Source organism: Bacillus cereus group sp. N24, from assembly GCF_016483345.1.
GTDB lineage: Bacteria > Bacillota > Bacilli > Bacillales > Bacillaceae_G > Bacillus_A > Bacillus_A toyonensis.
Map to the genome: position 1 here is coordinate 1 of NZ_JAEHCA010000003.1, position 13041 is coordinate 13041.

Consider the following 13041-nt stretch of genomic DNA (forward strand, 5'->3'; position numbering starts at 1 on the left):
CATCCATAATTTCTTTATTTTTGAATCCTTGGTGTTTCATTTCAACTACTTTCCACTTTATTTCGGCGGGATAATGCACCTTTTTCCCCATACGAAAAACACCTCCACTAAAATCATAACTGATACTTACGATTTAGAGAGGTGTTTTTTATCGTCTCATTCTCAGGGTTCACTCCATTAAAAAAGGACAGCTTTTTCAAACAACTTGCACATACCTATCTTTGTAAACCTCGTTTATAACGACTTGCTTCAAATATAATACGCTCTTCATCTAACGTTTTACATTCACCATTCCAAACGACACGTTTTCCGTTAATAATTACATCACTTATATCTTTTCCACTAGCTGCATATACAAGGTGTGATAACACTTCATCAGCTGGTTGTAAATGCGGTTTATTAGACGGATCAATCGTAATAAAATCAGCACACTTTCCAACCTCAAGTGATCCAGTTTGTTTCATACCAATTACTTCTGCAGCTCCTTTTGTCGCTAGAGAAAGAGCAGTTTCTACTGGCAATGCTGTTGCGTCTTGATGAATACCTTTTTGTAATAAAGTTGCAATGCGCATTTCTTCAAACATATCTAAATTATTATTAGACGCAACACTATCTGTTGCAATCCCTACTTTAATTCCTGCTTCTAGCATCGCTTTCACATTCGCTATACCAGAACCTAGTTTTAAATTACTATTCGGATTATGAGCTACTCGAACATCATGTTCTGCTAAAAATGCACGCTCATTTTCATTTAATACTACACCATGCGCAATAACTGTTGGGCGTTTAAACAGTCCGCAACTGGCTGCATATTCTACCGGACGTTTTCCGTACTGCGCTTCAATATCACGTACTTCACGCTCTGTTTCCGAAAGGTGAATATGAACCATAGTTTGATTTTCTACTGCAATACGTGCGCACTCTTCTAACAGTTCTGTGGAACATGTATATGGACTATGCGGTGCAACCATCGTAGTTAACATTCCACTTTCGTTATAATAACGCTTCACATATTTCTCGGCTTCTTCAATTGCTTTCTTTTCATCTTCTTTCGTTCCAAAGCTAAATAAAGTTCTTGAAACAGCAGCGCGCATCCCACTCCTTGATACCGTTTCCATAATTGCATCTTGATCTACTCCAATTGGATTAAACATATCAGAGAATGATGTCGTACCACTTTTCACCATTTCAAGTAATCCTAATTCCGTACTAGCGACCGCAAGCTCTGGAGTAAACTGACTTTCAAGTGGCCAAATTCTCGTCTCAAGCCATGGCTGTAATAACATATCATCGCCAATACCTCTCAAAAGACTCATAACAACATGTGTATGTGTATTTACAAGCCCTGGTAAAACCCACTTCCCTTTCATGTCAATTACTTCATCTACTTCAAAATCGTTAGCGAATTCTCCGCTATTTACTTCTATAATTTGATCATTTTCTACAATGATATATCCATTTTCTAACACTTCATTTTTTTCATTCATCGTTGCAATTGTAGCGTTTACATAAGTTGTTTTCAAAAGTATTTCCCCTTTCAACTCTATGAAGTTCCCTTTAATAAGTTACCACCATTATAGTAACTTATTAAAGATTAAGAGTCAAAAGATAATTTTAATTCTTTCGTTATCTTTTCCTTCAAAATGCCATATTGCTTTTCATCTGTATCTGCAAATGCTTCTTCACGATTTGATTCCACCCCCATATACTTCAATTTTTCATTAAATTGCGTCTCTGTAAAATCAAACACCTTCCCATCTATACAGTTATAAAAGTGCCACACCTCTCCTACTTTCGTCTTTTTAATTTTCCCTCCGTATATTTCTTGAACGACTAGAGCTGTTACACCACATTGTCCCTTTGCCGGATTTTCGCTCGTCCACTTTGAACTTGTTTCAATCGACCACGATTTTTTTAACATTTCATATATTTGTTTTGTCTTCACATTATCCACTCTCATCTTCCCCTGACATTAATAGTTTTACACATCATATTGCAAAAGAGGTAAAAATCGATTCTTACATACTGTTGATGGTGTCTCTCCAATTAGCTTTGCTCCCATTTTCAAGTAATAGCCTTTTGCATTCGGATCACTATCAATCGTAAACCTTTTTATTCCTAATTCATTTGCTTTTTCTATTACAAACTTCCAAAGTATTTTCCCGTAACCTTTTCCTTTGTAGCGGGGATGAATGTATAAAAAATCGAGAGTATTTTCATTACGTAAAAATGAGAAAAATCCAATCTTCATATTATTTTTTTCTAAAACATATACAAAATTATATTTTATGTACTCTTCTGTAATTGTTAAATCTGCCTTACAAGAAAGTATGAATTCTTCACTATAATTCCACGTTGCTTTTGAATGTAGTGCGAGTTCACTTAATTCATCTGCTTCTGCTAATGCAGCTTCTCGTATTCGCATAGTTTATTTATCCTCTCTTTTATTACTTGTAGTTCTATTTTCACATTCCATAGTAAAATATGATATTTTACAATTATTCTATAAATATCTTTACTATCCCTCGCTGCAATACTTACATCTCCACGCATTTAGTTCATAAAATAAAAGCGAACACTCAACTACAGAGCAGTATTACACGTGCTCCTTATAGTTCAGTGCTCGCTTTTTCTCAAAGTAGAGCTACGTCTTTTACAACGATTCTAGTAACTTTTTAACAAAATGAATGGAATGATGTGAAGCCGAAACACAATTATCTTCAAATGCTTCAATACCAGACGCTTCTTCTGTATCTGTTATAGATCTAACTGCTATAAATGGAATCGTATTGGCATAACAAACGTGAGCTATACTTGCTGTTTCCATATCTACACAAAGTGGGTTGTATGTAGAAATTATTTCTGTACGGCCACTCTCACTTATAAAAGCCTCTCCAGTAACTATCTTTCCGAAATAAACATTTTGAGTAAATTGATTGTTCTCGATTACTGCTCGGCTTAATTCAAGAAGTTTACTATCCGTTTTAAAATATACACTTTCCATCCATGGATGATATTCAGTTAATATTCCTTCATCCACGTCGTGATACGCTATTTCTGTTGAAATGACTGTATCTCCAATTTTCAACACTTTATCGATTGCTCCTGCAACACCTGTTACAATAATATGCGTCACATTAAACTTATCTATTAATATTTGAGCTGCAATAGCTGCATTAACTTTACATACACCACAATATAATGCAACAACTTCTACATTTTCATATGTCCCACTATGAAACGTTAACATCGCAAGATTCGTTATTTTTTTATTAGACATATCTTCAATAAAAGGCATAATTTCATCTTCTGATGGCCCAATAATTCCAAATTTCATATACTCATCTCCTCACTAAATTTATATATAAAACTTATATAGGCATTCAATCGATCTTCAAATATATAAAGCCGCTACGCAAACTCCATTAGCGACTATCCGTACTATCTATAAATATAAGCCCGAACTACAAACAGTTTGGGCTTAGCTTTCATTCTCATTTATTATGCGCATCTAACCAAGAAATTAAATCTTTAAACACTTCATCTCTATTCACTTCATGGAACATTTCATGTCTTCCATTTTCATATAAACGTAGTGTAACATCTTTCACACCACATTTTTTATAGTTTTCATAAACTTCTTTTACACCTTTTCCCATATCTCCAACAGGATCACGATCACCAGAGAATATATGTATTGGAAGATGTTTTGGCGTCTTCTTGTATTCTTCTAGTTTATTTACTTCTAATACACCAGAAAATAGTTCCCTATAAAAACTCGTCGTACAAATGAATCCACATAACGGATCCGCGATATATTTATCAACTTGATTTATATCTGAAGATAACCAATCAAATTTCGTACGATTTGGCTTAAAGTTCGAATTGAAGTTTCCGAAAGATAAAAAGTTTAGCACTGGACTTTTCGTTTTTGCCCCACGCAATTTCATTTCGATTGTTGCTACTTTATGACCAATAGCCCCTAAAAGCCCTGGATTTCCACCTGTTCCTGAAATCAGAAATCCATCATATAGTTCACCCCTAAGTTGTACAGCACGTCTTGATAAAAAAGAACCCATACTATGTCCTAGTAAAAACAAAGGACTTGACTGCTCTTCTTTTATCCTTTCTGAAACAAAGATAACATCCGATACAACTTGATTCCACCCTATATTTGGTTCAAAATGACCATAATCTTCTTCTTTTTTTACTGTTTTCCCATGTCCTTTATGATCATGCGCATAAACACCATACCCTGCTTCCAATAAAGCATCTACAAATTCTATATACACCCCTGCATGCTCTGTCATGCCATGTGCAATTTGAATAATTCCTCTCGGATCTCCTTCTGGTAACCACTTACGCAAATAAATTTCCGATCCATCCAATGCCGTAACGAAACTTTCCTGTACGTTCATTTCGTCAGCCCCCAACTCTATTATGTATCTCAAAATAATGAATATCCGTTCATTATTCTTATTATGTATTATATGCAATTGCTTTCATTATGACAAATACTGTACTTTTCCGATTAGCTATCAAACTATTATGTTGACGAATAACCAATAAAATTATATAGTTACTTACATAAAGTAATTATTATATTTTTAGGAGGTTTCTATTATGATGCCATCACTATTTTTAGCACATGGTTCACCAATGCTTGCTATTCAAGATACAGACTATACACGATTTTTAAAAACACTTGGAGAAACATATAAACCGAAAGCAATTGTTATTTTCACTGCTCACTGGGAAAGTGAAGTATTAACGATTTCCTCATCAGATAACGAGTACGAAACAATTTATGATTTTGGAGGTTTTCCCCCTGAGTTATACGAAATCAAATATCGTGCGAAAGGCTCTTCTAGCATTGCATCTATGTTAGAAACAAAATTTAAGAACAAAGGTATTTCAGTCCATCATAATATGACGAGAGGTTTAGATCATGGTTCATGGACACTCCTGCACCGCATGTATCCAGAAGCAAATATTCCTGTCGTGCAAATATCAGTAAATCCATTCCTTTCTGCAAAAGAACAATTTGAAATTGGAGAAGCACTTAAAGGACTTGGACAAGAAGATATTTTAGTAATCGGGAGTGGCGTTACCGTTCATAATTTACGAGCACTGAAATGGAATCAAACTACACCTGAAAAATGGGCAATTGAATTTGATGATTGGATTATGAAACATATGCAGAATAACGATAAAGATGCATTGTTTAATTGGGAGAAAAATGCGCCTCATGCACAATTAGCAGTACCAAGAGCAGAACATTTTGTTCCTTTATTTATCGCTATGGGCAGTGGTGAAAGTGACGGAAAAGTCATTCACCGTAGTTACGAGCTTGGTACATTAAGTTATCTTTGCCTTCAATTTTAAAGAAAAAGGATGAAGCATTCATTGCTTCATCCTTTTTTCTATTTCATTCACTTAGTTAACTAACTTCCAAATGTTGTTTCTCTGATACCTCTTCGTTCTTATTATGAAAATAAACCCAAATGCATGCAATAAATAATAGTGATGATGTAGAGAAGAAAACATATTGGAAGCCTGCATGAGCTGCAATTTGCCCCCCAAGCACTGGACCAATCATATTTCCTAAAAACTGAAACGACTGATTATATCCAAATATTCGTCCCGTTACATGGGTTGGCGTATGTTGTTTTAGTAGAGTTTGTACGGAAGGTAATAATCCTGCTTGTGCGATACCTAATAAAAATCGAAGAATTAATAGTTGCCAAGCTGAGGTTACAAATGCTTGCGGGATAAAGATAATCCCTGCAGCAAACAATGCTACTACTAATGTTTTTTGAGGACCGATATGATCTGATAATCTTCCTAATTTAGGCGCTGCCAAAATAACTGCTAATCCTGTCGCAGACATAACTGCCCCTGCAATCATTTCGATATGATCTGTTCCTGGTCCTTCCAAATTCTTTACGTACAATGTAATAATAGGTTGAATTGACATATTGGCAAGTTGAATAATAAATGTTGTTACAAATAAACTAATAATTACATGCTTTGCTGGGACCATCGTCCATACTTTTTTTTGCTGTACCTTTTTTGCTTGAGCAGAGTGATTTTCTTCATGTAGGAAGAAAAAGACGATGAGGAAGGAAAGGAATAAGAAAGCTCCTGTAACAAGAAAGACATGACGCATTCCAATTAACTCAGACAAATAACCGCCTAGTAATGGTCCGAGTAATGAGCCGCTCACGCCCCCGGTTGAAATTGTGGAAATTGCCCAACCTGAATGCTCTTTCGGAGTTTCTGCTGCAATAAATGTCATTGCGGTTGAAAGGAAACCAGATACTGCTCCCATCAAAAATCTAAGTGCGACTAGTTGATACACATCCGTTACAAACCCCATAAGCGTCATAATAACCGCCATACCAAGGCTAGCACGTATAAGCATCAATTTCCGTCCATGTATATCACCAAGCTTTCCCCATATTGGTGATACAATCGCACCCATTAAAAATGTTACACCAAATGCAAGTCCCGACCACTGTGCAATACTCGAAGTGCCAGTCACTCCTAACTCCTCAATATAAAAAGATAAAAAAGGAATTACTAAACTCATACCGGCTGCAGTGGTAAAACAACCTAGCCAACAAATCATTAAATTTCGTTTCCAGCTGGCCATTTTCACACCTTCTTTCATTCGATACCCATTCTACACCTTTTCTTGTAAAAAGTTTAGTAATTTGATTTAGACGTAATATTCATTACAAAAGCCGCTATTTCCTAGCAAAAACCATGTAAATTCCACATTTTTCTCATAATAAAACCAACTCCCCTATATGGAGTTGGCCAATTATCTTCTAGCGGTATTAAACGAGCATTGCAACTTCTCTCATAAAACTCAATCGGACCTGCTTGTCCAATAATTGCATATTCATATCCGTCTTGCTTCATATTATATAAACAATGATGCAACAATTCTTTCCCTACACCTTTCACACGATTTCGTTTCGCTGTCCCCATCGGACCAAATAGTCCTTTCTTTCCCCTGACTACATCATAACAAGCGAAACCTACTATCGCTTCGCCCTGCTTTGCAATATAAATAGGTACCTTTTCTTTATATGTCCGAAATCCATAATCTATCGACTGTAACCAGCGTTCACCAAATTCCCCCGTAACAAAACGTACTAATGTTTCAAAATCAGAAGAGCTAGCTCTTCTAACATTACAAAATAATTTATTATAAATGGGATCAAAGTATTTTAAATCAACCGCTAAATCTCTTGGTTCAGCTATAATACGTAACACATCTTTTTGTAATTCTTTGTTTATAACTTTTTCACTCACTGTACCTAAACGAAATAATGCATATATTACATGTCCTTCATTTATTAATACTTGCTGAAAACGTTCCATACGTTTCTTCGCTATTTGCAAAATTTCTAGCGTTTTATTAGCTAATTTATATTGTTCTATTTTTATGTACTCTATTTCATATTGTTCTTGTAAAGAAAGTTCTTCTAAAAAATCCGTGCCAACTTTACGAAACAAATACATATATAACTCTGCGCACACTCCTGTACCTTCTTTACACATGCCGATAAAAAGATGAACTGGTTGAATTATATTATATTTAGTCTCTTTTGCCGCAATCTCCAGTATTTTATGAACACGTTTTGTAAATTGGAATTCCCCCATATGTATCTCCATCCTCAACTACTTTACTAACAAACCGTAACCATAAATAATTGAAACAATTATTCCAACTACCAATATACCTGGAAGTAAATTCGCTACTTTAATTTTAATAAATCCAAGTAAGTTTAATCCAATGGCGAATATCATAATGCCGCCCGTAGCTGTCATTTCCACTATAAATTGATTCATTAATTCTTTCGGGACAAAACTATTAATCTGTGTTGCAAAAATGGCAATAGCACCTTCATATAAAATAACTGGAATCGCTGAAAATACTACGCCGATTCCTAGAGTTGTCGTTAATATAATCGAAATGAATCCATCGATAATCGCCTTTGTGAATAAAATATTATGATTTTCGCGAATTCCACTGTCCAATGCACCAAGTATCCCCATCGCGCCAATTGCAAAAATAAGCGTCGCTGTTACAAACCCTTCTGATATACTCCCTTTCCCCTTCGATCCAACTTTATTTTCTAACCAATCTCCTAACAGTTTTAACTTTTCTTCTAATTGTAACCATTCCCCAATTACAGTACCAATAACTAAACTTAGAATCACAACAAGAAAGTTTTCACTTTTTAATGCCATTTGAAGGCCAAGTACAGTTACCGCTAAACCGATTGCATGCATAATTGTTCCCTTCATACTTTCTGGAATCTTACTAAATAATTTACCAAGTAAAGTACCGAATATAATACAAATGCCATTTACAACTGCCCCTAATATAACCATTTCTCATTCTTCACCTTTCGAATTCTTTATTTCTATATTTTGGTTTATACATTGATTTACAAGTTATCTATATGTTAACTTAATATTGAGAATATTAACAAATGAATTTCACTACTATAACCCGTTTTTTTGTAACTATACATATTTCAATAACTACCTTTAGTGGATTCATTTTAATCTAAATGCGGAAGTTTTCAATAACGGGATAAACTCAAAAGGAAGGTATATATGAAAACTTTACTAAAACGATTTCTGTTAATAGCCTTTTGTATTACACCAATTGTTGTATTAATCAACTACTCTTTTATTTCAAAAGCGAAAGACAAACCCGATTTGCAAAGCAAATCTAGTAAAACAGTTACAAAAAGCAAAAAGAAAATAGAAGACCCGGAAATTACACTCACTTTCTCTGGTGATACAATGTTCGATTGGCAATTACGTCCTATTATCGAAAAAAACGGGGTTGATTATCCATTCCAACATGTAAAAGAAGAAATAACAAAAGCAGATATTTCCTTTGTTAATTTAGAGTCGGCCTTTACAACGAGAGAAAAGAAAGCACCTGGGCAATTGTTTTGGATTAAAAGTGATCCATCTACACTACAAGCCATTAAAAACACTGGATATGACATCGTAAATATTGGGAATAACCATACACTTGATTATGGGCAAGATGGATTATTAGACACTATCTCTCACGTAGAAAAATTAAAGTTCCCTTACATTGGGGCCGGAAAAAATGCAAAAGATGCATATACTGCACGAGAAATGACCGTAAAAGGGAAAAAGTTCAAATTTCTTTCCTTCGTTCGATTTATGCCTGATTCTAATTGGGTAGCTGGTGACAATAAACCTGGCGTTGCGAACGGATATGATTTAAATCTTGTAACTAAAACAATTAAGGAGCAAAAACAAGATGCAGACTATTTAATCGTCTATATGCATTGGGGCGTTGAAAAATCAAATCGTCCAGTAGAATACCAAAAACAATATGTACCTAAAATGGTTGAAGCAGGTGCTGACGCTATTGTCGGAAGTCACCCGCATTGGTTACAAGGGTTTGAGTATTATAATAAAGTTCCTATTGCTTACTCATTAGGTAACTTTTTGTTCCCGAGTTATGTGAATGGAAAAAGTGCAGAAACTGGCGTCTTAACTTTAACTTTTAAAGGAAAGGATGTCCAAATGTCATTTAACCCTTACATCATTCGTAATAACCAAGTTTCCCCAGTAAATGAAGAAGAAAAGAAAAAAGCTCTACAATATTTACAAACGGTTTCAACTGATGTAGAAATTGATAGTACTGGAAAAATAATAAACACACGTAACTAAACAGCACGAAATCTATTTCTCTGTAACAAATACTACAGAATAGTTGATAGACATACTGAAAGACTTGTTAGAAAACGTTTTTAGAATATTTATAGCAATCCTGCTTTTATGCTCCTTTTTTCTGTTAGACTACTAAAAAAATAAAGGGAGAAAGAAAACTTTCTCCCTTTGAATTTTCATTGTACATAATCATTCGTATCGCGATATATTTTTGGTTAACTAGCTTTCTCCTTCATGAATTTGGAGAGTATTTCGTTTAACTATAAAAAGATAGAACAAGTAGCATTTTCCTTGCTTGTATCTATCTTTTTTTATTTTTTTTACTAAATAAGCAAATCAAACAAAACAGGATTTTTATTAAGCTCCACAAATTGAATATTATTTTCTTTAAAACGAGTAATTAATTGCTCATAATCTTCTTTATGTTTTAATTCTACCCCGACCAGCGCTGGACCATTTTCTTTATTATGTTTCTTAATATACTCAAAGCGCGTAATGTCATCTTCTGGTCCTAATCCTTTATCAAGAAATTCTCTTAGCGCACCTGAACGCTGCGGAAATTCAATGATGAAATAATGCTTTAACCCTTCGTAAATGAGAGAACGTTCTTTCATTTCTTGCATTCTATCAATATCATTATTTCCACCACTTAGCGTACATACAACTGTTTTACCTTTTATTTCATCCCTGTATAAATCAAGTGCTGCAATAGAGAGTGCACCAGCCGGTTCAGCTACAATTGCATTTTTCTTATACAGTTCTAAAATCGTCGTACAAACCTTTCCCTCTGGTACTAAAACAATGTCATCAATGACATCTTTACAAGTTTCAAATGTTAACTTCCCTACTTTTTTGACAGCTGCTCCATCAACAAAACTATCTATTTTCTCTAATGCTACATTTTCGTTTTGAAGGAAAGCCTCTTTCATAGATGCAGCCCCCATCGGCTCTACACCAATTACCTTTGTAGCTGGACTAACACCTTTCACATATGTACCTACACCCGATGCTAACCCACCGCCGCCAATTGCTGTAAAGAGATAATCAACTGCCTTATCCATATCGTGCATAATTTCAACAGCTACTGTTCCTTGCCCTGCAATTACATACGGATCATCAAACGGATGCACAAATGTCATCCTATTTTCCTCACAATAGCGCTGCGCTTCTTGAAAAGCACCATCAAATGTATCACCAACTAACATGATTTCTGCAAAGCTACCACCAAAAAATTGAACTTGTGATACTTTCTGTTTTGGTGTCGTTGTTGGCATAAAGATTTTCGATGGAATATTTAATAAATTACACGTATACGCAACTCCTTGTGCGTGATTGCCAGCACTTGCACAAACAACACCATTTTGTAATTGTTCTTTCGACAAACTTTGAATTAAATTGTATGCACCGCGAATTTTGAAAGACCGAATTACTTGCAAATCTTCTCGTTTAATATACACCTCACATTCGTATTTTTCAGATAAAACCTTATCACGTTGCAAGGGCGTTTTCATGACGATATCCTTCATACAGTTATGAGCCATAAGGATATCTTCAATCTTCACTCTCTCCTTCACATTTTGCACCATTTTCTATCATCCTTATCTCTTTTATTTTGACTCAATCAAAATTCGGCACCTTTAAAACTGCACCTGTATTCGCCGATGTTACCATCTGAGAATATCGTCCAAGCCAGCCCGTTTTCACTTTCGGTTCTGGTCGTTTCCATTCTTTTTTACGTTTTTCTAATTCCTCATCACTCACTCTTACTTCTAGCAAGCGTTCCTCAACATCAATACATACAATATCCCCTTGTTCAAGTAGTGCGATTGTTCCACCCGCAGCTGCTTCTGGTGAAATATGCCCTACCGAAATGCCACGTGAAGCTCCAGAGAAACGTCCGTCCGTTAATAATGCAACCTCAGCACCTAATCCCATTCCAGCGATTGCTGATGTTGGTGCTAACATTTCAGGCATACCCGGTCCGCCTCTTGGCCCTTCATAACGAATGACAACTACATCTCCTTTTTTCACTTTCCCAAGCATAATGCCAGCCAATGCCTCATCTTGTGAATTAAAAATAACGCAAGGTCCTTCAAATCGTTTTACTTCGGTTGCCCCGCTTTTAATAACCGCTCCATCTTTCGCTAGATTTCCTTTTAAAATACGTAAGCCCCCCTCTTCACTATGAGGGTTTTCAAGAGAATGAATCACTTCCTTATCTTTAATCTCTGCATGAGCAATGTTTTCTCTTAATGTTTGCCCAGTAGCCGTAATACGGTCTAAATGAAGTACCCCTTCTTTTCTGCTCATCTCTTTCAAGATTGCACTAATTCCGCCCGCTCGATCAATATCTTCCATATGCCAGTTAGAAGCTGGACTTACTTTACATAAATGCGGTACACGTCTTGAAACAGCATCAATACGGCTCATATCATAATCTAGCCCTGCCTCTTGTGCGAGTGCTAGCGTGTGTAATACTGTATTCGTTGATCCACCCATCGCCATATCAAGTGCAAAAGCATCGTCAATTGCTTCTTCTGTTACAATATCACGCGGCTTAATATCTCTTTCAATTAAAATTTTCAGTTTCTCTGCTGCTTGTTTAATTAACTCTTCACGTCTTGGATCAATTGCTAAAATACTACCGTTTCCAGGAAGGGCTAAACCTAATACTTCACATAAACAGTTCATAGAGTTCGCTGTAAACATGCCGGAACAAGAGCCACAAGATGGACAGCCATGATCTTCAATATCTTTTAATTCTTCTTCTGAAATTTTCCCAGATTGATAAGCTCCTACCCCTTCAAAAACAGAACTAAGGTCAACAACTTCCCCCTTAGATGTTTTCCCAGCTGCCATCGGTCCACCTGAAACAAACACAGTCGGAATGTTAATACGAAGAGATGCCATCATCATACCTGGTGTAATTTTGTCACAGTTTGGGATACAAATCATGCCGTCAAACCAATGTGCATTTACAACCGTTTCTACTGAATCTGCAATAATTTCACGACTCGGAAGCGAATAACGCATACCGATATGTCCCATCGCAATACCATCGTCTACTCCAATTGTATTGAATTCGAATGGTACCATACCTGCTGCACGTACGGCTTCTTTTACAAGTTTCCCAAACTCGTTCAAGTGCTTATGCCCTGGAATAATTTCAATAAAAGAATTACAAATCGCAATAAACGGCTTATCAAAATCCTCATCTTTCAAACCAGTTGCTTTTAATAAACTACGATGTGGCGCTTTATCAAAACCTTTTTTAATCATGTCGCTTCTCATCTTGTCAAA

Annotated in this window: 11 protein-coding genes and 2 pseudogenes; 3 read left to right on the forward strand and 10 right to left on the reverse strand. The window is 35.7% G+C overall.

Features of this window, described 5'->3' with window-relative positions:
- Positions 1-215: 215 nt before the first annotated feature.
- From JDS95_RS05890 to JDS95_RS05910, 5 genes are all read right to left on the reverse strand, one after another.
- A complete protein-coding gene (locus JDS95_RS05890; protein ID WP_002043031.1) occupies positions 216-1541 on the reverse strand; it encodes a bifunctional S-methyl-5'-thioadenosine deaminase/S-adenosylhomocysteine deaminase in 1326 nt (441 codons plus the stop codon).
- Positions 1542-1594: 53 nt separating this feature from the next.
- Positions 1595-1954, reverse strand: coding sequence for a YunG family protein (locus tag JDS95_RS05895; protein ID WP_000370955.1), 360 nt, complete (start codon positions 1952-1954; stop codon positions 1595-1597).
- Positions 1955-1981: 27 nt separating this feature from the next.
- Positions 1982-2425 carry a GNAT family N-acetyltransferase gene (locus tag JDS95_RS05900; protein WP_001222631.1) on the reverse strand — a complete coding sequence of 148 codons (444 nt, stop codon included), beginning with the start codon at positions 2423-2425 and terminating at the stop codon, positions 1982-1984.
- A gap of 228 nt (positions 2426-2653) precedes the next feature.
- The gene (locus tag JDS95_RS05905) at positions 2654-3337 is read right to left on the reverse strand and encodes a 5'-methylthioadenosine/adenosylhomocysteine nucleosidase (RefSeq protein WP_016108163.1); all 684 of its coding nucleotides are present in this window, start codon (positions 3335-3337) and stop codon (positions 2654-2656) included.
- A 157-nt stretch (positions 3338-3494) separates the two neighbouring features.
- On the reverse strand, positions 3495-4418 hold the full coding sequence (locus JDS95_RS05910) for an alpha/beta fold hydrolase (protein ID WP_001102577.1): 924 nt from the start codon (positions 4416-4418) through the stop codon (positions 3495-3497).
- Positions 4419-4623: 205 nt separating this feature from the next.
- On the opposite strand from JDS95_RS05910, the gene JDS95_RS05915 reads away from it, so the two are divergent.
- Positions 4624-5385 (forward strand): DODA-type extradiol aromatic ring-opening family dioxygenase, encoded by a 762-nt coding sequence (locus JDS95_RS05915; RefSeq protein WP_000982911.1) that lies wholly within the window; start codon positions 4624-4626, stop codon positions 5383-5385.
- A gap of 55 nt (positions 5386-5440) precedes the next feature.
- Here JDS95_RS05915 and JDS95_RS05920 read toward each other — a convergent pair whose 3' ends face one another.
- From JDS95_RS05920 to JDS95_RS05930, 3 genes and pseudogenes are all read right to left on the reverse strand, one after another.
- The gene (locus tag JDS95_RS05920) at positions 5441-6655 is read right to left on the reverse strand and encodes a multidrug efflux MFS transporter (RefSeq protein ID WP_016108160.1); all 1215 of its coding nucleotides are present in this window, start codon (positions 6653-6655) and stop codon (positions 5441-5443) included.
- 170 nt (positions 6656-6825) lie between these two features.
- Positions 6826-7674, reverse strand: a pseudogene (locus JDS95_RS05925) (GNAT family N-acetyltransferase); the annotation flags it as partial.
- Positions 7675-7692: 18 nt separating this feature from the next.
- Positions 7693-8409 carry a DUF554 domain-containing protein gene (locus JDS95_RS05930; RefSeq protein WP_000236014.1) on the reverse strand — a complete coding sequence of 239 codons (717 nt, stop codon included), beginning with the start codon at positions 8407-8409 and terminating at the stop codon, positions 7693-7695.
- 228 nt (positions 8410-8637) lie between these two features.
- Here JDS95_RS05930 and JDS95_RS05935 point away from each other — a divergent pair, with 228 nt between their 5' ends.
- Positions 8638-9741, forward strand: coding sequence for a CapA family protein (locus JDS95_RS05935; RefSeq protein WP_000854524.1), 1104 nt, complete (start codon positions 8638-8640; stop codon positions 9739-9741).
- Between the two features lie 52 nt (positions 9742-9793).
- Positions 9794-10001, forward strand: a pseudogene (locus tag JDS95_RS31055) (hypothetical protein).
- A gap of 63 nt (positions 10002-10064) precedes the next feature.
- Here the strand turns inward: JDS95_RS31055 and ilvA are convergent.
- Together ilvA and ilvD are read right to left on the reverse strand one after the other, a co-directional pair.
- Positions 10065-11327 (reverse strand): threonine ammonia-lyase IlvA, encoded by a 1263-nt coding sequence (gene ilvA / locus JDS95_RS05940; protein ID WP_000250553.1) that lies wholly within the window; start codon positions 11325-11327, stop codon positions 10065-10067.
- A 31-nt stretch (positions 11328-11358) separates the two neighbouring features.
- Positions 11359-13032: a dihydroxy-acid dehydratase gene (gene ilvD, locus JDS95_RS05945; protein ID WP_001255831.1), complete on the reverse strand. Its 1674-nt coding sequence runs from the start codon at positions 13030-13032 to the stop codon at positions 11359-11361.
- Positions 13033-13041 lie beyond the last annotated feature (9 nt).

Coding starts and splice junctions, on each gene's coding strand:
- JDS95_RS05900 (WP_001222631.1), bottom strand. CDS start 2,425: ATGCGAATACGAGAAGCTGCATTAGCAGAAGCAGATGAATTAAGTGAA.
- JDS95_RS05905 (WP_016108163.1), bottom strand. CDS start 3,337: ATGAAATTTGGAATTATTGGGCCATCAGAAGATGAAATTATGCCTTTT.
- JDS95_RS05910 (WP_001102577.1), bottom strand. CDS start 4,418: ATGAACGTACAGGAAAGTTTCGTTACGGCATTGGATGGATCGGAAATT.
- JDS95_RS05915 (WP_000982911.1), top strand. CDS start 4,624: ATGATGCCATCACTATTTTTAGCACATGGTTCACCAATGCTTGCTATT.
- JDS95_RS05920 (WP_016108160.1), bottom strand. CDS start 6,655: ATGGCCAGCTGGAAACGAAATTTAATGATTTGTTGGCTAGGTTGTTTT.
- JDS95_RS05930 (WP_000236014.1), bottom strand. CDS start 8,409: ATGGTTATATTAGGGGCAGTTGTAAATGGCATTTGTATTATATTCGGT.
- JDS95_RS05935 (WP_000854524.1), top strand. CDS start 8,638: ATGAAAACTTTACTAAAACGATTTCTGTTAATAGCCTTTTGTATTACA.
- ilvA (WP_000250553.1), bottom strand. CDS start 11,327: ATGGTGCAAAATGTGAAGGAGAGAGTGAAGATTGAAGATATCCTTATG.
- ilvD (WP_001255831.1), bottom strand. CDS start 13,032: ATGAGAAGCGACATGATTAAAAAAGGTTTTGATAAAGCGCCACATCGT.